Annotated in this window: 23 protein-coding genes; 3 read left to right on the forward strand and 20 right to left on the reverse strand. The window is 62.5% G+C overall.

The features are described from left to right. Nucleotides 1-48: 48 nt before the first annotated feature. Nucleotides 49-1,113: a 2,3-butanediol dehydrogenase gene (locus J3Q04_RS12320; RefSeq protein ID WP_434564108.1), complete on the forward strand. Its 1,065-nt coding sequence runs from the start codon at nucleotides 49-51 to the stop codon at nucleotides 1,111-1,113. A gap of 66 nt (nucleotides 1,114-1,179) precedes the next feature. Here J3Q04_RS12320 and J3Q04_RS12325 read toward each other — a convergent pair whose 3' ends face one another. The 18 genes from J3Q04_RS12325 to J3Q04_RS12410 all read right to left on the reverse strand — a co-directional run bounded on the left by J3Q04_RS12325 (nucleotide 1,180) and on the right by J3Q04_RS12410 (nucleotide 17,405). Continuing rightward, a complete protein-coding gene (locus J3Q04_RS12325; RefSeq protein ID WP_434605832.1) occupies nucleotides 1,180-1,680 on the reverse strand; it encodes a DUF6644 family protein in 501 nt (166 codons plus the stop codon). Continuing rightward, on the reverse strand, nucleotides 1,680-2,030 hold the full coding sequence (locus J3Q04_RS12330) for a DUF6152 family protein (RefSeq protein ID WP_420763854.1): 351 nt from the start codon (nucleotides 2,028-2,030) through the stop codon (nucleotides 1,680-1,682). The genes J3Q04_RS12325 and J3Q04_RS12330 overlap by 1 nt, the downstream gene beginning before the upstream one ends. A gap of 24 nt (nucleotides 2,031-2,054) precedes the next feature. Continuing rightward, a complete protein-coding gene (locus J3Q04_RS12335) occupies nucleotides 2,055-2,609 on the reverse strand; it encodes a DinB family protein (protein ID WP_434605830.1) in 555 nt (184 codons plus the stop codon). Nucleotides 2,610-2,835: 226 nt separating this feature from the next. Continuing rightward, on the reverse strand, nucleotides 2,836-3,753 hold the full coding sequence (locus J3Q04_RS12340) for a dihydrodipicolinate synthase family protein (protein ID WP_420763856.1): 918 nt from the start codon (nucleotides 3,751-3,753) through the stop codon (nucleotides 2,836-2,838). 77 nt (nucleotides 3,754-3,830) lie between these two features. Continuing rightward, entirely contained in the window at nucleotides 3,831-4,859 is a 1,029-nt protein-coding gene (locus J3Q04_RS12345; protein ID WP_420763857.1) for a trans-3-hydroxy-L-proline dehydratase, read from the reverse strand. A gap of 151 nt (nucleotides 4,860-5,010) precedes the next feature. Beyond that, on the reverse strand, nucleotides 5,011-5,733 hold the full coding sequence (locus tag J3Q04_RS12350; RefSeq protein WP_420763858.1) for an amino acid ABC transporter ATP-binding protein: 723 nt from the start codon (nucleotides 5,731-5,733) through the stop codon (nucleotides 5,011-5,013). Further along, the gene (locus J3Q04_RS12355; protein WP_420763859.1) at nucleotides 5,726-6,376 is read right to left on the reverse strand and encodes an amino acid ABC transporter permease; all 651 of its coding nucleotides are present in this window, start codon (nucleotides 6,374-6,376) and stop codon (nucleotides 5,726-5,728) included. Before J3Q04_RS12355 ends, J3Q04_RS12350 begins: the two co-directional genes overlap by 8 nt. Before the next feature lie 9 nt (nucleotides 6,377-6,385). Further along, nucleotides 6,386-7,051, reverse strand: a complete 666-nt coding sequence (locus tag J3Q04_RS12360; RefSeq protein ID WP_434558928.1) for an amino acid ABC transporter permease — start codon at nucleotides 7,049-7,051, stop codon at nucleotides 6,386-6,388. Then, complete coding sequence (gene lhpI / locus J3Q04_RS12365; protein ID WP_434605827.1) at nucleotides 7,044-8,822, reverse strand: cis-3-hydroxy-L-proline dehydratase; 1,779 nt, start codon at nucleotides 8,820-8,822, stop codon at nucleotides 7,044-7,046. Before lhpI ends, J3Q04_RS12360 begins: the two co-directional genes overlap by 8 nt. A gap of 10 nt (nucleotides 8,823-8,832) precedes the next feature. Continuing rightward, nucleotides 8,833-9,651, reverse strand: coding sequence for an ABC transporter substrate-binding protein (locus J3Q04_RS12370; protein WP_420763862.1), 819 nt, complete (start codon nucleotides 9,649-9,651; stop codon nucleotides 8,833-8,835). A 231-nt stretch (nucleotides 9,652-9,882) separates the two neighbouring features. Then, nucleotides 9,883-10,632, reverse strand: coding sequence for a helix-turn-helix domain-containing protein (locus tag J3Q04_RS12375; RefSeq protein WP_434605824.1), 750 nt, complete (start codon nucleotides 10,630-10,632; stop codon nucleotides 9,883-9,885). Nucleotides 10,633-10,704: 72 nt separating this feature from the next. Next, nucleotides 10,705-11,952 carry an FAD-dependent oxidoreductase gene (locus J3Q04_RS12380; protein ID WP_434605822.1) on the reverse strand — a complete coding sequence of 416 codons (1,248 nt, stop codon included), beginning with the start codon at nucleotides 11,950-11,952 and terminating at the stop codon, nucleotides 10,705-10,707. Further along, nucleotides 11,949-12,185, reverse strand: a complete 237-nt coding sequence (locus J3Q04_RS12385) for a 2Fe-2S iron-sulfur cluster-binding protein (protein ID WP_420763865.1) — start codon at nucleotides 12,183-12,185, stop codon at nucleotides 11,949-11,951. The genes J3Q04_RS12380 and J3Q04_RS12385 overlap by 4 nt, the downstream gene beginning before the upstream one ends. Continuing rightward, a complete protein-coding gene (locus tag J3Q04_RS12390) occupies nucleotides 12,178-13,293 on the reverse strand; it encodes an NAD(P)/FAD-dependent oxidoreductase (protein ID WP_434605820.1) in 1,116 nt (371 codons plus the stop codon). The genes J3Q04_RS12385 and J3Q04_RS12390 overlap by 8 nt, the downstream gene beginning before the upstream one ends. Then, nucleotides 13,290-14,222 (reverse strand): 4-hydroxyproline epimerase, encoded by a 933-nt coding sequence (locus tag J3Q04_RS12395; protein ID WP_434605818.1) that lies wholly within the window; start codon nucleotides 14,220-14,222, stop codon nucleotides 13,290-13,292. The genes J3Q04_RS12390 and J3Q04_RS12395 overlap by 4 nt, the downstream gene beginning before the upstream one ends. A gap of 124 nt (nucleotides 14,223-14,346) precedes the next feature. Beyond that, nucleotides 14,347-15,357 carry a hypothetical protein gene (locus J3Q04_RS12400; protein ID WP_434605817.1) on the reverse strand — a complete coding sequence of 337 codons (1,011 nt, stop codon included), beginning with the start codon at nucleotides 15,355-15,357 and terminating at the stop codon, nucleotides 14,347-14,349. A 118-nt stretch (nucleotides 15,358-15,475) separates the two neighbouring features. Beyond that, nucleotides 15,476-16,147: a GntR family transcriptional regulator gene (locus tag J3Q04_RS12405; RefSeq protein WP_434605815.1), complete on the reverse strand. Its 672-nt coding sequence runs from the start codon at nucleotides 16,145-16,147 to the stop codon at nucleotides 15,476-15,478. Nucleotides 16,148-16,238: 91 nt separating this feature from the next. Beyond that, complete coding sequence (locus tag J3Q04_RS12410) at nucleotides 16,239-17,405, reverse strand: MFS transporter (RefSeq protein ID WP_434605813.1); 1,167 nt, start codon at nucleotides 17,403-17,405, stop codon at nucleotides 16,239-16,241. Nucleotides 17,406-17,538: 133 nt separating this feature from the next. On the opposite strand from J3Q04_RS12410, the gene J3Q04_RS12415 reads away from it, so the two are divergent. Both J3Q04_RS12415 and J3Q04_RS12420 read left to right on the forward strand, forming a co-directional pair. After that, nucleotides 17,539-18,954 (forward strand): PLP-dependent aminotransferase family protein, encoded by a 1,416-nt coding sequence (locus tag J3Q04_RS12415; protein WP_434605811.1) that lies wholly within the window; start codon nucleotides 17,539-17,541, stop codon nucleotides 18,952-18,954. Between the two features lie 75 nt (nucleotides 18,955-19,029). After that, the gene (locus J3Q04_RS12420) at nucleotides 19,030-21,171 is read left to right on the forward strand and encodes a TonB-dependent siderophore receptor (RefSeq protein WP_434605809.1); all 2,142 of its coding nucleotides are present in this window, start codon (nucleotides 19,030-19,032) and stop codon (nucleotides 21,169-21,171) included. Nucleotides 21,172-21,223: 52 nt separating this feature from the next. Here J3Q04_RS12420 and J3Q04_RS12425 read toward each other — a convergent pair whose 3' ends face one another. Then, nucleotides 21,224-21,958 carry an SDR family NAD(P)-dependent oxidoreductase gene (locus J3Q04_RS12425; protein WP_434558910.1) on the reverse strand — a complete coding sequence of 245 codons (735 nt, stop codon included), beginning with the start codon at nucleotides 21,956-21,958 and terminating at the stop codon, nucleotides 21,224-21,226. Nucleotides 21,959-22,267: 309 nt separating this feature from the next. Further along, the gene (locus tag J3Q04_RS12430) at nucleotides 22,268-22,474 is read right to left on the reverse strand and encodes a tautomerase family protein (RefSeq protein WP_030140737.1); all 207 of its coding nucleotides are present in this window, start codon (nucleotides 22,472-22,474) and stop codon (nucleotides 22,268-22,270) included. Nucleotides 22,475-22,498: the final 24 nt, after the last annotated feature.

Consider the following 22,498-nt stretch of genomic DNA (forward strand, 5'->3'; position numbering starts at 1 on the left):
AATCCTGGAGGTAACGCTATGAACGTTTCAATCAAGCCGACCCGCAGCATGCGCGCCGCCGTTTGGCATGGCCGTAATGACATCCGCGTCGAAGACGTGCCGCTGCCGGTTTCACCGCCCGCCGGTTGGGTGCAGATCCGCGTGCAGTGGTGCGGCATCTGCGGTTCGGACCTGCACGAGTACGTGGCGGGGCCGGTGTTCATCCCGGTGGACGCGCCACACCCCCTGACCGGGATCAAGGGCCAGTGCATCCTCGGCCATGAGTTCTGCGGCGAGATCGTCGAGCTGGGCGAGGGCGTCGAAGGTTTCAACGTCGGCGAACCAGTGGCCGCCGATGCCTGCCAGCATTGCGGCACTTGCTATTACTGCACCCATGGGCTCTACAACATCTGCGAGAACCTGGCTTTTACCGGGCTGATGAATAACGGTGCGTTTGCGGAGTTGGTCAATGTCCCGGCCAACCTGCTGTACAAACTCCCGGCCAACTTTCCTGCCGAGGCCGGCGCGTTGATCGAACCGCTGGCGGTGGGCATGCACGCAGTGAAGAAGGCCGGCAGTTTGCTTGGCCAGAACGTCGTGGTGGTCGGCGCCGGGACCATCGGCCTGTGCACGATCATGTGCGCCAAGGCGGCCGGCGCGGCCCAGGTCATCGCACTGGAAATGTCCGGCGCGCGCAAGGCCAAGGCCCTGGAAGTCGGGGCCAGCCATGTGATCGATCCCAATGAGTGCGACGCCCTGGCCGAAGTTCGGCGCCTGACCGGCGGCCTGGGCGCCGATGTCAGCTTCGAGTGCATCGGCAACAAGCACACCGCCAAGTTCGCCATCGACCTGATCCGCAAGGCGGGCAAATGCGTGTTGGTGGGGATTTTCGAAGAACCGAGCGAGTTCAACTTCTTCGAACTGGTTTCAACCGAGAAGCAGGTGCTGGGCGCATTGGCCTACAACGGTGAGTTCGCCGACGTGATTGCGTTCATCGCCGACGGACGCCTGGACATCTCGCCGCTGGTGACCGGGCGCATCCAGTTGGAAGAAATCGTCGGCCAGGGCTTCGAGGAGTTGGTAAACAACAAGGAACACAACGTGAAAATCATCGTGTCACCCGCACGGATCTGACGGCGCCTGAAGTGGGCGATTTGGCGATGGCCGGAAGCGGCCATCGCTTTTTTTTTCAATGCTCGTTCAGGTGTAGGCCAGCAAGCGCCCGCAGCCGATCACCGCGATCCACAACGCCACGGACAGCAGCGCCTGGAGCTTGGCCAGGCTCGGCGCCGTGAGGTGGGTATTCCATTGCTGGACGGAGCGGTAGGGCACCAGATGGAACAGCAGGGCATTGACGCCTGCCGCCGCGATCAGGCACAGCTTGAGAATGAACACGTTGTTGCTGGCGAAATCATGAGGGTGCGCACTGAACATCATCAAGCCGGCAGGCACGATCAACAGCAGGGCCCCGACGGCCCATCGCAGCAGATGGCGAGCCAGTGCGGTCACGGCGATGTCCCTGGACAGCCCGAGGACGCGCAGATCGAACATCACCACCGCGCCCACCAGTATCGAGAACCCGATGATGTGTAGCACTTCCACCAGCGGATAGAGCCATAGCTCGCTGCGCATGGCCGAGGCCAAGGGCGAGTCGCCCAATCGGTCCATCCAGCCTTGCGCGACCGGGCCAGTGACCTGCATCAGCGCAGCTCGGTGGTTCTGTCGTCGATGGTGATGCGTTCGGCGCGAAGCTCGTCAGGCTTGTTTTTATTGGCGTAGCCGACCACGGTGGCCCGGTTACCGGCTTTGAGCATGTCTTTGGTCAGCCCCCGATTTTCCATGCGAGAAGGCGGCGCGAGCACGACGAACCACGTCTTTTCCGTGGTTTGCAGGCGTACGGTCCCGTGGGGGTGGGAGTAACCGGACTCCTTGATCGTACCTTCGAGCGTCAGTGGCTTGCTGGCGTCGTATTCGCTCCAGCCATGGTGGGCAAGGGCGGCGGTGGCGACCAGCATCGTGGACAAGCCGATGCAACGAAAGATCAGGTTCATGGCAAGGTCTCCTGGGTTATCGATTCAATCGGGCTGGTACTCTCGCCAGACCCGCTGCTCGTCGAGTTGCAGCAACTGTTCCTCCTCTTCGCGGAAGCGGCGGTCGCAATCGAGGAAAAACTCGTCGAGCTGCGGCGGTTCGACGTGGGTGGCGCTGAGCATGGTGTGGACCTGGCCGCGGTGATGGATCTGGTGCTCGAACAGGTGCAGCAGTAAGCGGTCGATCCGTTCGAAAGCGTTGCCGTCGGCACGCACCAGGTCGACGGTGCGAGACAGGTCTGTGCGTTTAAGGTTGCTGCACAATGCCGCCAGTTGCCGGTCGGTCCGGTCCTGGCTTTCCCTGAGCTGGTTGAACGCCAGCATCTCGGAAAAATCCCGCTCCTGGCCCAGGACATCGCCTTTGAGGGCGGTGAGGTAATAGCGATCTACTTCCAGTATGTGGCACAGCGTGGCTTGGATGGAGGGGAAGAAACTGGTGCGGTAGGCCTCGTATTCCACGGTGTTCAGCTGTGCGCAGGCGTCCAGCAGCCTGTGATTGGCCCATTGGTTGTTCAGGGCCTGGGCCAGGAAATAATTCATGGGACGCCTCCCGTGCGTCATTGCGCCGGGGAAAAAGCGTAGCAAAGACTGGCGATAACGCCGTGTTGCTGGTCGGTTGGTCCCGTGTTTGCACCACGACCCCCTGTGGGAGCGAGCTTGCTCGCGATAGCGTCGGCACATCCAATAGAGATGCAAGCTGGACAACCGCTATCGCGAGCAAGCTCGCTCCCACAGGTTTCTCACATGCCTGAGCCTGCGCCCCGGCTTAGAGCCCCACCTCCGGCAACACTGGCCGATTGGCCAGGGCCGTGGCCATGATCTGCTCCACGTACACCCGGTCTGCTTCCGGCAGGGCCAGGCGCGGTGGGCGGGTGAGAGCGCTGCCTCGGCCGGCAATGGCTTCGCAGAGCTTGATGCACTGCACCAGGTCGGCGCGGGCGTCGAGGTGCAGGATCGGCATCAGCCATTCGTAGATCGGCATGGCTTCGGCGAACCGTCCGGCGCGGGCCAGCCGGAAGATCGTTTCACCTTCCTTGGGGAACACGTTGGACATGCCCGAGACCCAACCTTCTGCGCCTACGGCGAGGCTTTCGAGCACTACATCATCGAGACCGGCGAATAGCACGAAGCGATCGCCCACTTCATTGCGCACGTCGATGAAACGCCGGGTGTCGCCGGAGGAGTCCTTGAAACACACCACGTTGTCGCAATCGGCCAGGGAAATCAGGATGTCCGGGGTGACGTCGTTCTTGTAGATAGGCGGGTTGTTGTAGACCATCAGCGGCACGTCGGCATGCCGGGCGACATAGCGGAAATGTTCGGCGGTTTCGAACGGCTTGGAGCCGTAGACCAACGCGGGCATCAGCATCACCCCGTCGACACCGACCTTGCGCACCGCATTGGCGACTTTGGCGGCCTGCACGCTGGTGAACTCGGCCACGCCGCAGATCACCGGCACTCGGCCCCCGGAAGCGTCCACCGCCACTTCGGTCACGGCAATCTTTTCCTCCGCGCTCAGGGAAGTGTTTTCCCCCACCGACCCGCAGACCACGAGGCCGGATACGCCATCGCGAATGACGTTGGAAATGACCTGATGGGTTTTTTCCAGGTTGATGGAAAAGTCATCGTTGAATTGGGTGGTAACGGCGGGGAATACGCCGCTCCAGTTGATGCGTTGGCTCATGGGTGTCTCCTTTTGGTGTGTCTCTGTGGCGAGGGAGCAAGCTCCCTCGCCACAAGGGTTATGGGTGGGTATGAAAGTCATGCGCCGGGCCAGGTGTCTGAGAGCCGGTAGCCCTGCGGCCACGGATCGGCCGGGTCCAGCAGCAATTGGTGGGTTCCGGTGATCCACGCCCGCCCGGCGATGCACGGGTAGATCGCTGGGCGACCGGCAACGTCGGTCAGTGAGTCGATGCGGCAATGGAATTCGGAGCCGATGATCGAGCGGCCGATAAACCGTTCACCCACCTGCATCAGGCCTTTGGCGTGCAGCACCGCCATGCGGGCCGAGCAACCGGTGCCGGTGGGCGAGCGGTCGATCTTGCCGGGCTGGATGACGACGGCGTTGGCGCCGGTGGCGATGCCGTTTTCCATGACGACGGGCGCGGCGACCTGGCAGAACGAAATGTGCGACCAATCGGGATTCAAGGGGTGTACGAAGCCCAACTGCTCGTTGGCGGCCCGGGTGATCTTCAGCCCCACGGTCACGAGATCGGCGGCCTCGTCGGGGCGAATGGCGAAGCCCAGGCGCTGGGCGTCGACGATGACGAAGCTGTCGCCGCCATAGGCGGTGTCCACCTGCAATGTTCCCAGGCCCTCGACTTCGATCCAGGCATCGAGGCGGTCAGCGAAGGAGGGCACGTTCTTGATCTCGACCCGTTGCACCTTGCCGTCGCGGCAGTCGGCCACGGCCTCGATCAAGCCGCCCGGTGCCTCCAGGACCAAGCGCGTCTGGGGTTCGGTCATCGGCAGGATGCCGCTGTCCAGCAGCACGGTGGCGACGCACAACGAATTGGAGCCGGACATGGGTGGGGTGTCGGCCGGTTCCATGATGATCCAGGCCATCTGCGCCCGCGGGTCCTTGGCCGGCACCAGCAGATTGACGTGGCGGAACACCCCGCCACGAGGCTCGTTGAGGACGAAGTTGCGCAGGGTCTGGTCCTGGGCGATCCAGCGTGATTGTTCCCAGACCGTGGCGCCGGGTGGCGGCGCGACACCGCCGACGATCACATCGCCGACTTCGCCTTCGGCGTGGCAGCTGACTATGTGGATGATTCTGGATGAGCGCATGGGTCAGATCCTTGTGTTGTCTGGTCGGGCCTCATCGTCGGATCGCCGCCCGGAGCAAGCTCGCTCCCACAGGGTTCTGTGGTGGTTAGCAGCTCATTGCGGCCTACACAAAACCCGTGTGGGAGCGAGCCTGCTTGCGATAGGCCATCCGCTATTTCACCGACTTGAGGAATGCCGCCGTCTCCGGCTGCACCGGATTGCCGATCACCTGCTCCGGCGGGCCGATCTCATGGACTCGCCCATTGCAGAAGAACGCCACGCGGTCGGATACGTCCCGGGCGAAGCGGATCTCGTGGGTCACCAGCACCATGGTCATGCCGTCTTCGGCCAGCATGCGCATGGTGTCCAGCACCTCACCGACCAGTTGCGGGTCGAGGGCCGAGGTGGCTTCGTCGAACAGCATGTAGTCCGGCGACATCGCCAAGGCACGGGCGATTGCCATGCGCTGCTGCTGGCCGCCGGAGAGCTTTCCGGGAAAGGCCTTGAGCTTGTCCCCCAGGCCCACGTGCTCAAGCTGTTTGACCGCCAGCGCCTCGGCGTCCTGCTTGGTCTTGCCCAGCACCTTGCGCGGCGCGAGCATCACGTTTTCCAGCACGGTCAGGTGGGGAAAGGCGTTCCACTGCTGGAAAACGATGCCGATCTTCTGCCGGAGGCGGTTGAGGTCGGTGGCGCTGTCGTGTACCGAGACGCCGTCCACCCGGATGCTGCCTTTCTGGATCGGCTCCAGGCCGTTGATGCACATCAGCAGGGTCGATTTACCGGAACCGGACCCACCGATGATCGACACGACTTCGCCCTTGTCCACCGTCAGGCTGACACCCTTGACGACTTCCAGGTTGCCGAAGGATTTATGCACGTTTTCGATCTCAATCATTTTCTTGCCACCTTCTTTCCAGGCGAGCGCCGAGGCGGGCGACCACCAGGCTCATGAGGTAATAAATGAGGCCCGCGATGCACAGCACCAGCAGGGGTTCCTGAATACGCGTGACGATGGTTTGCGAAGCCCGCAGCAGTTCGACGATGCCGATCCACATCACCAGCGCGGTGTCTTTCATCACCCCCAGCACCAGGTTCAACCAGCCGGGAAACGCCACCCGCGTGGCAATCGGCAGGACGATGAAGCGCAGGTCCTGCCAGTACGTGAGCCCCAGGGATCGGCTGGCCCGCCGGGTGCTCGTCGGTACCGCCAGCACGCCACCGCGGACAATCTCGGTGAAGTACGCGGCGGCGTAGACCCCCAGCACGATGCAACCGACGGCGAAGGCGCTGAGGTCCAGGCCGACGATGCTCTTGAGGGAATTGAACAGCACGAACTGGATTAGCAGTGGCACGCTGCGAAACGCATCGAGTACCCAGGCCAATGGCAGGCTGACCCTGGGCAACAGCGCCCGCAACAGGCCGAACAACAACCCGGCCACGGTGCCCAGCAGGATCGACCAGACGGTCAATTGCACCGTAACCCAGGCACCTTCGAGCAGATACAACACGTCGTTGACGGTAAGGCTTGTAGAGAACATGTCCCGCCCTCAATAACGAAACAGGCGCCAGGACAACAGCCGGGCCAACCCGACGATCAACTTGGCGATCAGGTAATAGAGCACCGCCGCGAGGGCGAAATATTCGAAGGTGCGGAACGTCTTGACGTTGTATTCCTGGGTCACCCCGGTGAGGTCGTTGTTCAAACCGACTACCACACCCAGGGACGTCATCAACACCGCCCAGACCATTTGATTGGTCAGCGGGTAGAAAACGATGCGCAACAGTTGCGGGACGATGATCATCCGGTAGGCCTGGAACGCGCTCATGCCCAGGGAACGGGCGGCGCGCATCTGCGTGCCCGGTACGGCCTTGAGGCCACCGCGAAAATTTTCCGCCAGGTAGCCGGCGTTGTTGAAGGTGATACCCGCCAGCAACGCAAACCACGAACTGACGTGCAGCCCGAGGGAGCCGAGGCCAAAGTAGAGGATGTAGATCTGGAACAAGGAGGGTGTGTTGCGGGCGATCGACACCCAACCATTGCCGACACCGCGCAACAGCGGATGGCGTGCCTGGCGCATCACCGTCAGGACGAGGGCGATCAGCACGCCGAAAATCATCGACAACGCGGCGGTTTCGAAGGTCACCCAGGCGCCGGCAAGCATATCGGGCAGGGCGCGCAAGGCGGGGCGCCACTGGAAGCTGTAGTCAAACATGGCTCGGAGTCCCCTTGGGTGCGGAAGGTTGCAACCACTGTGGCGGCTGATCGCTGGCGGTGGCGGTGCAGGCCGCCTCGATGCAATCGGCCAGACCGGCAAAATGCACGCCGCGCCCCACCAGGCCCGGCGCGTAGTGCGCGTATTTTCCGGAATTGGTCATCAGGGTGGTGGCGGTCGGCGGGATCACCGGCTCGCCCAACATGCACCAACAGGTGTCAGTGACCAGCGTCGCCCCGAAGGCCCGGATCGCGTCCAGGTAACCTGCCTGGCGGGCCTGTTCCAGTACGGCACGGCCACAGGTGATCGCCAGCACCACGCCGGGGTGTTTGTTCCGGCCCGAACACAGGTGTGCCAGGGCGGCGAATTCGCTGAGGGAGAAATGTGGGTTGCCCAGGGAAATCACATCCACGTTGCGATGCCGGGCACTGTTGAGCTCGCGCCAACTGACAAGCAGCCCGGCAGCGTTGACGGTTTCCACCGGTAACACAGCGTCGCAGTCCAGCACATTGGCCGGGTCCAAGGCCTCGGGCGTCACCCCGGCGATGTGGAACAGTGGCGCGGCGCTGGTGGTCGCGAACGCGGCGCCAAAAGCCTTCAAATCATCCCGGGTGGGCGCGGCGTCTTCCAGGCCCCGTATCAGCGGGACACGTCGTCCCGTCAGGCCGCCGATGTGATAGCCCAGCAGCGGATAAAAACTGTCGTCCATCGGGTCGGGCCTTGTCACTTCGACGATCAGCCCGGCCTTTCGCGGCCCATCGAGATGACATCCGGCCAGCGGCGCGCGACCGCACAGGGCGATGCAGATGTCGAGAAAGTCCGGGTACTTCTGCGTGCGGGCGCCGAGCACGCTGTTGGCGTAGACCACCGCGTTGGACTCGGCCCAGACAATCTGTTCGCCGGCCACGGGCGCGGTGTCCAGCAAGTAGGGCGCACAGGTGAAGCTCAATTGCGCGCCCATGGCCATGTAAGCATCACCCAAGGCGCTGGCCGGTTCGCCCAGCGCAGCGTCGACGCCCAGTTCCCGCCAGCGGCGCTGGTCCACGGAGATCGAATTGAGGGTCGTGGGCACACTCACTTTCGCCCCCCACCGCACCAGTTGTTCGGCAAAGCGCAGGCTGGCCGGGCCGGTATAGATACAGCCGTCGATGTGCGCCTGGGTGATGTCCAGCAGTTGGTCGGCGCCCTGGATCTCGGCCATCCGCAGGACGATTTGCATCGCTAGTTGGGCTGCCTTGCCGTGCGCGCCGTCGAGCATTGCCCGATCCCGCTCGTTCAACCGGACGGTGAACGGCATGGACGGCTGCGGGGCCATATCCGTCCCATGCCATTGATCGTTGGGCCGTCGGCCGGACAACGTCAGGCGGTTGCCCTCGACGCGCACGAATCCTTGGCCGCGCAAGCCAGCGAACGCCTCGTGGCCGATGCACAACACCGGCAGCGAGCGCTGGAAAATCACCTCGGCCACGAGTACTCCAAGGGCCAGGATCTCGTCGACTTCGGCCAGTACCAGTGCGGCCGGTGCGTGGCCGTTGCTGATGAGCTCCATCAACACGCTGCTGCCGGTGCAGGAACCCCGCCCGCTGGGAATCGCCAGCACGCGGCCGCCCAGGCGTTCGCCACTCAGAGGATGATGCCGGTCGATGATTTCGCCCGTAATGGGATCGACCCCGCCCCAGAAGCTCAGGCCAACGTCGGCGAACAACAGGGTGCCCTGGGCGGCACCCTCCACCAGGCTGCGGCCGTGCAAGCGGATAGGCGTGCTTGGCATGCCGCGATCCTCAGTAGTACACCTGGGGCACGGTCAGGTTGGCCGGCGGGATCTCGGTACCGACCCATTTGACGAACAGCTCCTTGTAGCGGCCCGTGCGCACTTGCTGGTTGACGAACAGGTTGAGGTAGTTGAGCAAGCCGTACTCGCTGCGCTTGGCGCCGAGGGACACGTAGTCGATGACATAGGGAGCATCGCCAGCGATCTTCAGGCCCTTGTACTTGCCCGACTTGATGGTCGCGGCGGCCACGGTGTTGGTCACGACGGTGGCGTCGATGTGCCCCTGGGCGACCGCCAGCAATGTGTCGTTCTGCGACTGGTAGGCGCGGAAACTGCCGCTGCCCCAACTCTTCTGATCTTTCTCCAGGGCGATGGCTTCGTAAGTGCTGCTGGTGTTTCCGAGTTTCTTGCCCTTGAGGTCGGCGTAGCTGTTGATACCGGTGTCGTCGCGGGTCAGCACCACCATCTGGAAGGCAAAGTAGGGCACGGTCAGGCCAACGGTCTTGGCCCGCTCCAGGGTGTCGGAAGTGGAAGCGACAATGACATCGGCGCGGCCCGAAAGCAGCGCGGGGATGCGGTCGGAGAATGGCGTTTCCACCACTTCGGCGTCGACGCCGAGGACCTTCGCCAGGTCGTGGCAGTAATCCACGTCGAAGCCCGCCGGTTTGTTACTTTCATCGCGAAAACCCATGGGTGGGAAGTCCAGTGTCACCGCGCAACGCAGCTTGCCCGAGCCGATGATGTCGTCGAGCTTGTCGGCATGGGCGGGTAGGGCAAGCAGGGGAAAGAGGACAACGCCAAGGGCTACGGCCAATGCAGGGTTTTTCATAAATGCCTCGCTGTCGAATAAATGCGGAGAAATATCGTATTGAGGATTCCGTATACGATATTAGATAAGCAATCGACGTGCCTGATCGGGTCCTATTCCTGTGTTTTTAGTAATGCTTTGATAACCAACAGATTATGGTGGTCCGGCGGCCAGGCACCGGGCGCGCAGGTGAAAGTGAAGTGTTACAGATGGGAGCAGCGGGGTGGGTTTACGCCCCCTAAAGGAACAGGCTCAACGCTGGTTGTCCCGGTACTGGCTGGGTGAAAGGCTCGTCAGCGCGCGGAACTGGCGGCTGAAGGCACTGTGATCGGTATAACCACAGCGCAGGGCGATCTCGGTAATGGGCAGATCGTGTTCCAGTAACAATCGCGAGGCCTCTCCCAGGCGCGCCTTGTGAATCATCTGCCGAGGCGTGAGCTGGAAGATGCGCTTGCAGTGTCGTTCCAGCTGCGCCACCGACGACCCGGCGATGGCAGTGAGTTCCGCCAGGCTGATGGGGCGGGCGAAGTGCTGCTTGATGTGCGCGTCCACGGCCGCCAGTTGCTGGTACGCCGGATGGCTCGATTGCGGCGACTGCAAGTCACGGGAAATCCCGGCCAGGCCGACGATCCCGCCCTCAGGTTCGCGCAAGGCAAGCTTGTGGGTCAGGCACCACACCGGTTGGTTGCCGTAATAGAGGTGCAATTCGAGCTGGTCGGCCAGCTCCCGTCCGCTGGCCAGCACCCGTCGATCCTGTTCGGTGTACAGCGGGCCGAAGCGCTCCGGGAACACTTGCTCGGCAGTCAGACCGAGCAGGTCGTTGCATTGCTTGAAGCCGCAACGCCGGGCCAGGGTCTGGTTGACGAATGCGTAGCGGGCTTGGGTGTCCTTGATGAAAAACACCGTGTCCGAGAGGGTATCGAGCAACGGCGCGATGGGCAGCAGACTGCGCAGCAGGGTGTCGAAGTCGCAGGGAGTGAAGGTCGTCAGCGAGGGGTACATGGGCGGCTTCGTCGTTTTGTCAGACGTGGAGTTTTGATCGAAATGAGGTGCTTGTCACGCCGTACGCGTGGCTCACTCATCTGCCAGATTAAGCAACGTCTCAACCCGTGCCGGACTGAACGGTGGACGAGGAGCCGGCGGCGCCCAGCCAAACAGATGCTCCAGCGCCGCGCCGCAAACCCTACCCTGGCAGGCGCCCATCCCGCAGCGGCTGGCAAGTTTTGCTTCGCGCCAGTCGGCATGGCTGCTCAGTTCTGCATAGGCCACGTCTTCACAGCGACACACCAAGGTGTCGCCCCGGGCCAGGCCTTTCAAACGAGCATCTAGGGCGAAAGCCTTGTTCAACGCCAGGGCAAAGCCCTGCCACCGCGCCCGGCGAGGCCAGAGGCGTTCGGCTGCCGAGGTGTCGTCGGCGGCGACGTGACCGGCGATGGCGCCTTCCACCAGGGCCAGTTCGCTGCCACCGAAACCGGTGCACTCTCCAGCGGCGTAATGATCACGGCGCGTGGTGGCCTGCCAGGCGTCAACCGCTAGGGCTTGTCCAGCCAGCTCGCAGCCCAACGCCTGACCCAGCTGGGTATTGGGAATCAGGCCGAATCCGCAGGCCAACCGGTCGCACGCCAATTCCACAGTCTTGCCCCGCTGTTGCAGGCGCACGCCTTCGAGCTTGTCCCGTCCCAAGGCTTCCAGCACATGCGTGCCGACGCGGTAGTGGGAATCGAACAGGCTGAACGCCTGCGTCAACTTGCCCGGCCAGTGCGGCAACTGCATGGCAAAACCTGTAACGGCGGCACCGCTGGCTTGTTCGGCGATGCGCAATATTTGCGCCCCGTGGTGCCTGGCCGTCGCCGCGCTGGCCAACAACAACGGGCCGCTGCCGGCAATCACCAGGCGTTCGCCGCGCACCGGCAGGCCGCCCTTGATCAGTGCCTGCAAGCCACCGGCACCGGTGACGCCGGGCAGTGTCCAGCCAGGGAAGGGCAGCAGCAGTTCCCGCGCGCCCGTGCAAAGAATCAGCCGCTCGTAGCGGATCAGCCATCCCTGCTCGGCGTTTTCCACCAACAGTGTCTTCTCGCCCGCGCAGGCAATGACCCGGGTGCCGGCGTGGCAGTACACATTAGTGCAGGCGTTCAGACGATCACGCATCCGACCCGCCTGGGCAGGCAGGCTGGCCTGGGGACCGTCGCGCCAGATCTGTCCGCCAGGGCTCGGGTTGTCGTCCAGCAGCACGATGCGCGCCCCGCTGCGTGCCGCGGCCAGCGCAGCGGCCATGCCGGCGGGGCCGGCGCCGATGATGAGGATGTCGGCGAGTTCGGTCATGGTCGGGTGTCCACGCGCATGCCGTCGCGGCACAGCGTCTGGCACGCCAGGCGCCGGCGGCCGTCGATCATCACCCGGCATTCCTGGCAGATGCCCATGCCACACAAGGGGGCCCGGCGTTGGCCGCTGACCGAGGTGCGACTGCAACCGTCAGCACCCAACGCCAATGCCGCCGCGACGCTGGTGCCATCGGCCACCGAGAGCGGGCGGCCATCGAGGAATAACTCAGGCATGGACCGCTTCTCCCAGGAAACGTTGCGGCAGGTAAGGTTGCGCGGCCAGCGGCGCGGTTTCGTTGAGTAGCTGGGCGACCAGCAAGTCGGCCGTCGCCGGTGCGGTCGTAACGCCGAGCCCTTCATGACCCACCGCCAGCCATAGGTCCTTGCGCTGCGGATGTTGGCCCACCAGTGGCAAGCCGTCGGGGGTCGCCGCGCGAAAGCCTGTCCAGGCGCGGATACCGTTGAGGTGCGCCAGGCCAGGCATGTAGTCCACGGCACGCTTGAGCATTTTCGCCAGCATCCAGCCTTCCACCTCTGGGTCGACATTGCCGAACTGCCGCGAAGCGCCGATGAACAGTTGTCCCGTCGGGCGCGGTTGGATGTTGCACGCCACCGACGGTCCGCTGGCGTTGTGAGCGCTGGTGACGTAACCCAGCTCAACCAAGGTATGGGTGACAGTGGCGGGGTAGCGGTCGGTGATCAACAGGTGCCCCTTCTTGGGTTCGATCGGCAGCTCCGGGCACAGCTCGGTGGCCTGGATGCCGTTGGCGAGCACGACTGCGTCGGCGCTGAGCCAACCGCCCCCTGCGAGGCGCACGCGGTGACCGTCCACTTCGCTGACTTGCGCCCGTTGATGGCGAATGTTGGCGTGATCGAGCATCCAGCGGGCGGCCGCGGGTGCGTAGAGAATGCCGTCGCCCTTGATCAGCAGCCCGCCTTCGAGGCCGGGCCGCAGTTCCGGTTCGCGCTGGAGCAGTGCGGCTCGGCCGATCAGTTCACAGGCTTCGTCATGGGCCATCAGGTTCATGTATTTGCCGTGGGCCACGGCCATCTCTTCGGCGTTGGCCGCCAGCCACAACGTGCCGTTGTTGCGCCAGGCGCAGCGTTCTGGAAGATCGGGGGCCATCTGGCGCCAGCGTCGCAGGGAGTATTGGCTCAGAGCCAGCTCCGCCGGGTTGTCATCGAGTACCAGCAAGTGGCCCATGCCGGCCGCCGTGGCGCCGTGCCAACCGGCGTCCAGCACCAGCACCTTCAAACCACGCTGGGCCAAGGCTTGCGCGCAGGCGGCGCCGATGATGCCGGCGCCGACGATGATCACGTCTGCGACATGGCCTTGGCTCACGGACGAATGCCCCAAGCGAACGGATCGTCCGGCTCGAGGAGCAAGGTGCTTTCAGCACTGATATAGGCCCGGCCGCGAATGGTCGGCACGATGCGCTCGCCTGAACGTTCATACGACCCTTCGAATTCACTGCCGATGACGCTGGCCTGGCGCCAGATCTGCCCGGGTTGCAGTTTGCCGTCGGCCGCCAGGCACGCCAGTTTGGCGCTGGTGCCGGTGCCGCAGGGAGAGCGGTCATAGGCTTTGCCGGGGCACAGCACGAAATTGCGGCTGTCGGCCTGGGGATCGTCGGCGAACAGCTCGATATGATCGATCAGCCCGCCGTCCTCGCCGCGAAACCCCTGTTGCTCCAGGGCTTGTTGCACGGCGAAGGTGTAGGCGGTCAGTGCTTCCAGGTTGTCGCCCGCCACGCGTTGCCCGTGGTCGGCGATCAGGAAAAACCAATTCCCGCCCCACGCCACATCGCCAGACACCGGCCCGATGCCCGGCACCTCCAGGCGCAGCCCTTGGCGGTAACGGTAGGCCGGCACGTTGCGCACGCTGACCGAGCGATCCTCGTGCAACGTCGCCTGCACTGTGCCCACCGGTGTCTCGATGCTGTGCACGCCCGGGCCGATCCGGCCCAGATGAGCCAATGACGCCACCAGGCCGATGGTGCCGTGGCCGCACATGCCCAGGTAGCCGCTGTTATTGAAAAAGATCACCCCGGCACAGGCGGTCGGGTCCACCGGTTCGCACAGCAACGCGCCCACCAGCACATCGCTGCCGCGCGGTTCCAGGACGCACGCGGTGCGCCAGGCGTCGTGCTGCTCGGCCAGGCGCTGCCTGCGTTCGGCCATGCTGCCCTGGCCCAGGTCGGGGAAGCCATCGGTCACCAGTCGGGTCGGTTCGCCGCCGGTGTGGGAGTCGATCACGGTGATGCGTTTCATGGCGCCACGTCCGTTCAGATGAGTGGACACAAGCGTGGCGCGCGCCGGGGGGTGGCGGCTTGATGGTTTTAGTTGTCGGTGATGACGAAATCGGCATAGTGTGCGAGACGAGGCCGAACCGTCATCAACTGCGTGCGTTTGTCCATCGCCATTCGGTATGGCTTGTATCGATATTGATAGACTCGAGCTTCTCCGCCACATAGCGCAAGCAGGCTCCTCCGTCGGGTTTGTAGTGTCCGGAGGCATCGTTGACCATCGCTAGGACATTTTGCATACGGTGTTCCTTGACCCTGAACTCTCCCGCGCAAATGACCGGTCTGCCGCTTCCAAGTTGACTGTGTCTTAAATACTCCGATGGTTTGGCATGTTCCCAGCGCTTATAAATAATCGATCCCTCAGGCGTATATACCCATGTATAGCTGTTGGATTCGCTGTTTGGGGCAAGGAGTTCGCTTGTTTGACCTTTCAGTTGATTACCGATCAACTTGCCGTTCCAGACGCCGAGCAGTTGACCCACCCCTTCTAGTTGTGCCGGGTTGTAACAGCGCCAGCGGGTCAAGTCACTGATATACGGCATCCAGCGTATTGGATACGTCTGAGCGCTCAGATCTAAGGGGCGACGATCGGAGTTCGTCCAGTTGGAGAAATCCACGATGCCTGACCATACCGGGCGAAGATGCGGTGATTTGTTAAAAATCCACGTATCTATTTTATTCATTGCGTTGGTGTAGATATCGTTGGCGGTAATCAGTAGCGACTCGAGTTCCCAGGCATCCGAGATGATCGGGTGCGGCACAGGCGCTTGATAGAACGTCAGGCCGCGAATGTCCGATAGCGAAATGCTCGACCTGCCAAACATCCTTTGGATATCAATCGAAATGTGAATCGTCTGACCGACTCTCGGGGCTTCGATGTAAGTCTGTAACTCGTTGTACGGTCCCATTGATATCAATAGTGTGTCGTCGGTTCCCGCGTAGTAAGTATTCTTTATCTGCGCCGTGACAGTCAGCGTGTCGATGATGGGCTGATTGAACGCTGAGACGATTGTATCTGGGGTGATGTTTGACGCTGCGACGGACGAAGCTGCGTCGCTTTGATTGAATGAGCTCATGCTCAACCGGTGCTGATTAGACATATGCCGTCCCTGGCAAAAGTAGGTGCGCGAGAGCCTAACAAATCAGGCGCAAGTTGCAACGGGCGCTTTGTTTCTATGTTTTTGGAATAGGCCAATGCGGGAAATAAGGCAATCGTGATCAGTGACCGGAAGGCAAGAACTCGAACAGCGTCCTGCAGACCCCGGCGATATGTTCGTCCAGCAGTTTCACCGCGCGCTCCACGTCACCGGCGCGGCAGGCGTCGAGGATTTCGCGGTGCTCATGGTCGGCGCGATCCTTGCCGGCCGACAGGCTCATCTGCATGCGCAGGTAACGTTCGAGTTTGTCGTGAACCGAGCGGATCAGGCTCACCATGAAGGGCCGTTGCGCCGGTTCATAAAGGCAGGCGTGCAACTGCCAGTTCAGCTCGGCCCAGCGGCCGACGTCGTCCTCGCCGATGAACTCCCGGCAGATGCTTTCGGCACGGGCGAAGGTCGCGTCGGTCATGTTGGGGATCGCCAGGCGCAGCACCTTGTCCTCCAGCAACATCCGCACCTCGAACATCTGCGCCAGTTCCGCCTCGGAGATCCGCGTAACCATCGCCCCGCGATTGCGCTGGAACATCACCAGGCCCTCGGCTTCCAGGCGCTTGAGCGCTTCGCGCACGGGGATCTTGCTGACGTTGAATTGCCGGGCGATGTCGTCCTGGCGAATCGGCTCGTCCTCGGCGAAAAGCCCGGCCACGATAGCGTCGCGCAAGTGGCGGGTAATGATTTCCGAGGTGGACGGGGTGTTGCCCAGGTCGGGCAGGTTGAATTTGGATAAAGTCACGGCGACGGTCGTTTGGCTGAGGTGGGGATATGGTATACGACCTGCCTGCCGTGATGTCGAGCGACGTTGGCCATTGTGGCGAAGGGTTTATTCAGCCGTGGGAGGGTTGGGTGATGAAAGCCTGCGTCCGGACGATGCGCAACCCGGTGATCGTTGCGCCTGCCAGCAACGCCAGGCCAAACACCGTCAACGCGACATCAGCGCCGAAATGGTCAGCCATCCAACCCGTCACCACGACCGGAATGCTGAACCCGACATAGGCGAAGAGGAAGAAACCGGCGCTGACTCGGGCTTTTTGCGTACCGGCCATGGCCGTGATCGCCGACAGTCCGCCGAGGTAAAGAAAGCCATAGCACGCACTGCTGGCCCCCAGTGCGCCGAGCAGCACGGCGGCCAGCGAACCCTGGCTCGCGCCCCAGGCGAGCAGCGCATAGCTCAAAGGCAAGACGAGCAGCCCCAATCCCGTGGCCCTGGCCGGCTGCATGCGTTTCACCCAAGGCTGGAAGATCAGCCCGCAACTGATCACGGTGAAGGTCGACAGGCCGGACCATCGCTGCAAGTCATGGGCCGCGAGCACCGAAGGCAGGATGGCGATCACCAGCCCGGAAGTCGCCCAGGCCAGCAGCATGGAGAAGCTGTAGGGCAGGCTGCCAGCAGGGAACAACGGCAGGCGCAACAGCGGCGCGTGCCTGATTTTCGGGGCTGGGTCTGGCAGTCGCGCGACCACGACGATCGCCAGGGCGGCCAACGCCAACTGCACCCAGAAACTGCCTGGCGTAACGCTGTGATGGACGAACAGGAAAAGGCTGGTCAACGCCGCGCCCAATCCAAAACCCAGGGAGGTGCTGGCGGTGACCCGGTTTGCCGGCGACCGGGCATCGCCGGTCGGCATCAATTCCACCATGTAGGCCGTGGAAGTCGCCGAGGCCAACCCGGTGCCGACGCCCATCATCAGGCGCGCCACGCCCAGCGCTATCAGGTTGGGCCAGATCGAGGTGATGACCGTTGCCAGCATCGACAGGCCAAGCGCCACCAGGATCAACGGTTTGCGGCCCATCCGGTCGGCCAGTCCGCCGAACGCCAGCAGCACGGGCAACACGCCGAGCACATAACCGGAAAACGCCACCGCCGTGGCGCCTGCGCCGTAACCGGAAAGCTGCGCATAGGTGGTGTACAGCGGCGCCTGCAGGTTGACCGCCAGGGTGATCAGGCACAGACCAAAGGCCAGGCCCCATGAATGTCGTTGCTGTGCGTCCAAGAGAGATCCTGCAAAAGTGTGAGCCTGGGCGGACTATCACCGCCGGACAGCAGGCAAACAAGGAACAGACGGGGGGCTTTTATGTTTAACTGTTTGCTCGAAATTCAAGAACACTTAGCCGAGACGCCGCGCCATGGACCTGAACATCGATCGCAACGCCAGGGGAAGCGTGGTCCGGCAACTGGTTGCCAGCCTAGCCGCGTGGATCGATACCCATGGCATCCGCCCCGGTGCGCGAATGCCTTCGATCCGCCAGTTGGCGACGGAAAACGGCTTGAGCCTGTCGAGCGTGATCAAGGCATATGACCAACTGGTCGCCAGCGGCGTATTGGAATCGCGGCATGGTTCGGGTTTTTTCGTGGCCCAGCAGTTACCCCAGGCGCTGGCGGCGCAGATCGAGGATGAGGCGATATCCTGGCCGCTGTTCGACAACGAATCGACCCAGCTCAAGCTGGGTTGCGGCTGGCTGCCGGACGCGTGGCGCGATGACACCGACCTGGGCCAGGCGATCCGGCAGGTGGTGCGCAGTGACAATAAAGCGCTGTTCAATTACAGCACGCCGTTGGGCTCGGCTGATCTGCGCCTGCAAATCCAGAAGCGCCTGGGCCTGATCGACATTCACGTCGATCCTCGCCAGATCATCACCACCCAAGGCGCCAGCCATGGCTTGGACCTGTTGGTGCGCACGCTGCTCAAGCCCGGTGACCTGGTGTTGGTGGAGAGCCCTGGCTATTACAACCTGTTCAACCTGCTGAAGCTGCATGGAGTCAGGACCCTGGCGGTGCCGAGAACCGCCCATGGTCCGGATATCGCCCGGCTGGAGCAGTTGCTCAAAGCGCACAAGCCCACGTATTTCTTCATCAACAGCATGTACCAGAACCCCACCGGCACCAGCCTTGCGCCGAGCGTGGCCTATCGCCTGTTGCAACTGGCGACGCTGCACGACTTTCGGCTCATCGAGGATGATATCTACGCCGATTTCCAGAACGGCCCGACGTCGCGCCTGGCCTCCCTCGATGCCCTGGACCGGGTGATCTACCTGGCGAGTTTTTCCAAGACCTTGTCCAGCTCGTTGCGCATCGGCTACGTCGTCGCCCAGCCTGAAATCATCCAGCGCCTGGCGCAGGTCAAGATGGTGACCGGTATTGGTTGTTCATTGCTGACGGAAAACGTCGTGGCGACGCTGTTGGCGAACGGGGCGTATCGCAAGCTGATCCAGCGCCTTCGCGGGCGCCTGAACAAGCAGATGGCGAGCACGTTGCGTCAGCTTGACCCGACGCACTGGGAAGTGTTTGCCGAGCCCAGTGGCGGGCTGTTCGTGTGGGCGCGGCCTCGTCTTGTGCCGGCCGAGCGGGTGCGACAGATCGCCAAGCAGCTGCAGGTTCAGTTGTCCCAAGGGTCGTCGTTCCTGCCAGAGGGGGGTGCCTGCGACTGGTTGCGGCTGAACGTTGCGTTCACCCAGGATGCCCGGGCCCAGGCGTTTCTCAGGCAAATTCGACAAGTTTCCACAGCTGGAACGGGGGTACTAATGGGAATAGATGTCAAATAGGAATGAGTTGCTGTATCTTTCGCGACACATTCTTGTCGCCCTTGAGGCGGCGTCTTTCATTAGGATTGTGTGTCGATGCGTCGGATACTCGTTTCACTGTGTGTGCTCCAAGCTTATTCCATCTCCTCCTGGGCAGAAGAGCCCGTTTCCACGGACAAGGCGCCGCTGGAGTTGCAAGCCACCGACATTGTCGGCACCTCGGACTTCGAGACTGCACAAGGCCCGGTAAAGGGCTACCACGCCACCCGTTCCGCCAGCGCCACGCGTACCGACACCGCTATCCACGAAACCCCGCAGTCGATTTCTGTCGTGTCCCGCGATGTGGTCGAAGACCTCAGCGCCACGCGCCTGCAAGATGCCCTCGATTACGCTGGGGGCGTCGGCAGGGGGAACAATTTCGGCGGCCAGGGCCTGACCACGTTTACCGTGCGTGGCTTTACCACGGGCGAGTTCTACCGCAACGGCTTCCCGATCAATCGGGGTTACCCGAACATGCCCGATGCCAACACCATCGAGCGTCTGGAAGTGCTGCGTGGGCCGGCGTCCATGCTGTATGGGCGTGGCGATCCCGGCGGCACCTTCAACGTAGTGTCCAAGCAACCATTGGCCGAGCGCACGGTGACCCTGGGCAGTCAGATCAGCGATCAGGGAATGCGTCGCGGCACCTTGGATGCGTCCGGCCCGTTGGATGACGAAGGCCGCCTGGCTTATCGCTTGAATGTGGTGGGCGAGGGCGGCGATACGTTCCGCGATCATGTCGAGACCGAACGTTATGGCATCGCCCCTGTGGTCACTTGGCAGGTCAACGACACCACGCGCCTGACCTTCGAAGGCGACTTCATGCGCAACAATGCGCCGCTGGACCGTGGCCTGACGCACTACGCAGGCCAGCGTGGCACCGCGTCCCGCGATACTTTCTTCGGCGAAAAAGACGTCGGCAAGTTGCACAACGACAACAACATGCTGCAGGTGCGTTTCGAGCACATGCTCAACGACGACTGGACCCTGGCCGGTGGCACCCAGTGGCTCGACGGCACGTTGCAGGGCAACGCTGTCGAAGGCAACGGCATCGCCGCCGATGGGCGCACCCTGGGGCGCAACTTCAACTACCGCAAGCTGGAATGGACCGACCGCGATACCCAGCTCAACCTCACCGGGCACTTCTCCACGGGAGGGTTCGAACATACGCTGCTGACGGGTGTGGAATACGAAGACTACAGCTACGAATCCATCATCCAGCGTTCCGCCGGTGGTTCTGGCGCGTACCCGATCGACATCTTCGATCCGGTCTATGGCCAGCCGCGCCCGGCCTTGACCCGCACCCCAACCGACGACCAGGAAAATCTCAAGACCTTCGGCGTGTTTGTCCAGGACCAGGTGGCGCTGACCGAGCGGCTGAAGGTGCTGGCGGGGGCGCGTTTCGAGCGGTTTGAGCATGAGTATGAAAGCTTTGTGCCCCAAGCACGCCCCGGCAGCCGCAACTGGGAGGTTACCGACAATGCAGTCACCCCACGCCTAGGCGTGATCTATGACCTGACCGACACGGTGGCGGTCTATGCCAACACCGCGCGCTCGTTCAAACCCAACAACGGCGCGAGCCGCGAGGGTGGCGGGTTCAAGCCGGAAGAGGGTAAGTCCTATGAAATGGGCGTTAAGTGGGAAGCGCTGGATCGCCAGTTGAGCGTCGATGCGGCGGTCTATCAGATCGAAAAACGCAACGTGCTGACGCCCGATCCGTTGGATTCGACCTTCAACGTCGCCGCTGGCGAAGTGCGCAGCCGTGGTTTCGACTTGAACGTGGCGGGCAACCTGACACCGGAGTGGCGCGTCATCGGCGGCTACGCCTATGTGGACGCCGAAGTGACCAAGGACGAGAACATCCCCACCGGTACTCGGCTGCTCAACGTACCGAAAAACACCGTCAGCCTGTTGAACGTCTATGAATTCCAGGACGGTGGCTTGAAGGGGCTAGGCCTGGGCCTGGGCGCCAGGTATGTGGATGAGCGGGCCGGCAACACCGCCGCCACCACCTTCACCATGGACGACTACACGGTGGTCGACCTGCTCGGCTACTACAAGGTCAACGAGCGCATTCGCCTCAACCTGGACCTGAAGAACCTGTTCGACGCCGATTACGAAGAGGGCGCGTTTGGTGGCGTCTACGCCTATCCGGGCGCACCGCGGACGGTGCAGGCGGGCATCTCCTACACGCTGTAGGTTCGAGCTAAAGAAAAACCCCGAAGGTTTCTGCCTTCGGGGTTTTTGTTTTTCACCATTTGCCGGTGCTCATGCCGCCGTCCACCGGCAGGACCGCGCCAGTCGTGAAGTCGGCACCCGCCAGGTACAACACGGCTTCGGCGATCTCTTCGATGGTGCCCACCCGACCGGCCGGCGCCAGGTTGTTGAGGAAGTCGCGGTGCGCCGGGTCATGCATCGGCGTGTCGATGATACCGGGCGCCACGGCGTTGACCTTGATGTTGAAAGGCGACAACTCCAGGGCCAGGGCGCGGGTCATCTGGTTGACGCCGCCCTTGATCAACACTGGCAGTGCTGCCGGCACCTGGATGTTCGGTTGCAAGGCCACCGAGGCGGAAATGTTGATGATGAAACCCTGCTGGCGATCGATCATGTGCGCGGCTGCGGCCTGGCTGGCGTAGACGAGCCCTTTGAGATTGGTGTCCAGCAGCGATTCCAGGTCCTGCGGGCTGTATTCGACAAAGGGTTTGGGCAGGAAAAAACCGGCGTTGTTGACCAGCCCATCAACCGCGCCAAACGCCGCGATGGCTTTGCCGACAAGGGCGGTAGAGGTCGCCGGATCGGCAATGTCTCCGGCCACGCCGATGAAGCTCGCTGGATGGCCCAACTGGCCGGCCGCATCGTCCAGGCCCGACTGGGAACGGGCATTGCCCACTACGTTATAGCCGCGAGCCAGGAACGCCTTGACCAAGCCAAGGCCAATGCCGCTGGACGCGCCGGTGATGATGACGGTTTTCTGATTGCTCATGATGTTGACTCCTGATCACGTTGAGTAGGAACCGCTGCGCCTGTCTGGGCGTTGGTTGTGATCAGGGTATTGATGCGCTTGGGTTTGATAAATGGGGGTTCTGGTACTTGAGTTGATACTTGGTGTAATCAATCAATCGAACCTACGCTACACCCTGTGGGAGCGAGCTTGCTCGCGATGGCATTAGATCAATCACATGTGGGCTGGCTGACCCGCCGCTATCGCGAGCAAGCTCGCTCCCACAGGGATAGCGACTCGGCAGGCAGAAAAAAGCCCGGTCATTCGGACCGGGCTCGGTAGGGCGAAGCCTTACTCCTTGGGTTTGCTTCGATACTCCGTCGTCGTCATGCCGGCATAACCCCAGTTATCGGTGTCGACTTCCTCGATCACGATATGGGTCAGGTGCGGGTCCTTGCCCAACACACGCTGCAGGGTTTCGGTGATTTCGCTAATCACCTGGGCTTTCTGTTCGCGGGTAACGCCGTCGCGGGTGATACGTACATTGACGAAAGGCATGCTGCACTCCAGTTGACGAGAATA

The sequence above is a fragment of the Pseudomonas sp. D4-21 genome, assembly GCF_051132125.1.
Lineage (GTDB): Bacteria > Pseudomonadota > Gammaproteobacteria > Pseudomonadales > Pseudomonadaceae > Aquipseudomonas.

Excerpts from the sequence above, each read along its gene's own strand:
- J3Q04_RS12320 (WP_434564108.1), top strand. The coding sequence starts at position 49 with ATGCGCGCCGCCGTTTGGCATGGCCGTAATGACATCCGCGTCGAAGAC.
- J3Q04_RS12325 (WP_434605832.1), bottom strand. The coding sequence starts at position 1,680 with ATGCAGGTCACTGGCCCGGTCGCGCAAGGCTGGATGGACCGATTGGGC.
- J3Q04_RS12330 (WP_420763854.1), bottom strand. The coding sequence starts at position 2,030 with ATGAACCTGATCTTTCGTTGCATCGGCTTGTCCACGATGCTGGTCGCC.
- J3Q04_RS12335 (WP_434605830.1), bottom strand. The coding sequence starts at position 2,609 with ATGAATTATTTCCTGGCCCAGGCCCTGAACAACCAATGGGCCAATCAC.
- J3Q04_RS12340 (WP_420763856.1), bottom strand. The coding sequence starts at position 3,753 with ATGAGCCAACGCATCAACTGGAGCGGCGTATTCCCCGCCGTTACCACC.
- J3Q04_RS12345 (WP_420763857.1), bottom strand. The coding sequence starts at position 4,859 with ATGCGCTCATCCAGAATCATCCACATAGTCAGCTGCCACGCCGAAGGC.
- J3Q04_RS12350 (WP_420763858.1), bottom strand. The coding sequence starts at position 5,733 with ATGATTGAGATCGAAAACGTGCATAAATCCTTCGGCAACCTGGAAGTC.
- J3Q04_RS12355 (WP_420763859.1), bottom strand. The coding sequence starts at position 6,376 with ATGTTCTCTACAAGCCTTACCGTCAACGACGTGTTGTATCTGCTCGAA.
- J3Q04_RS12360 (WP_434558928.1), bottom strand. The coding sequence starts at position 7,051 with ATGTTTGACTACAGCTTCCAGTGGCGCCCCGCCTTGCGCGCCCTGCCC.
- lhpI (WP_434605827.1), bottom strand. The coding sequence starts at position 8,822 with ATGCCAAGCACGCCTATCCGCTTGCACGGCCGCAGCCTGGTGGAGGGT.
- J3Q04_RS12370 (WP_420763862.1), bottom strand. The coding sequence starts at position 9,651 with ATGAAAAACCCTGCATTGGCCGTAGCCCTTGGCGTTGTCCTCTTTCCC.
- J3Q04_RS12375 (WP_434605824.1), bottom strand. The coding sequence starts at position 10,632 with ATGTACCCCTCGCTGACGACCTTCACTCCCTGCGACTTCGACACCCTG.
- J3Q04_RS12380 (WP_434605822.1), bottom strand. The coding sequence starts at position 11,952 with ATGACCGAACTCGCCGACATCCTCATCATCGGCGCCGGCCCCGCCGGC.
- J3Q04_RS12385 (WP_420763865.1), bottom strand. The coding sequence starts at position 12,185 with ATGCCTGAGTTATTCCTCGATGGCCGCCCGCTCTCGGTGGCCGATGGC.
- J3Q04_RS12395 (WP_434605818.1), bottom strand. The coding sequence starts at position 14,222 with ATGAAACGCATCACCGTGATCGACTCCCACACCGGCGGCGAACCGACC.
- J3Q04_RS12400 (WP_434605817.1), bottom strand. The coding sequence starts at position 15,357 with ATGTCTAATCAGCACCGGTTGAGCATGAGCTCATTCAATCAAAGCGAC.
- J3Q04_RS12415 (WP_434605811.1), top strand. The coding sequence starts at position 17,539 with ATGGACCTGAACATCGATCGCAACGCCAGGGGAAGCGTGGTCCGGCAA.
- J3Q04_RS12420 (WP_434605809.1), top strand. The coding sequence starts at position 19,030 with ATGCGTCGGATACTCGTTTCACTGTGTGTGCTCCAAGCTTATTCCATC.
- J3Q04_RS12425 (WP_434558910.1), bottom strand. The coding sequence starts at position 21,958 with ATGAGCAATCAGAAAACCGTCATCATCACCGGCGCGTCCAGCGGCATT.
- J3Q04_RS12430 (WP_030140737.1), bottom strand. The coding sequence starts at position 22,474 with ATGCCTTTCGTCAATGTACGTATCACCCGCGACGGCGTTACCCGCGAA.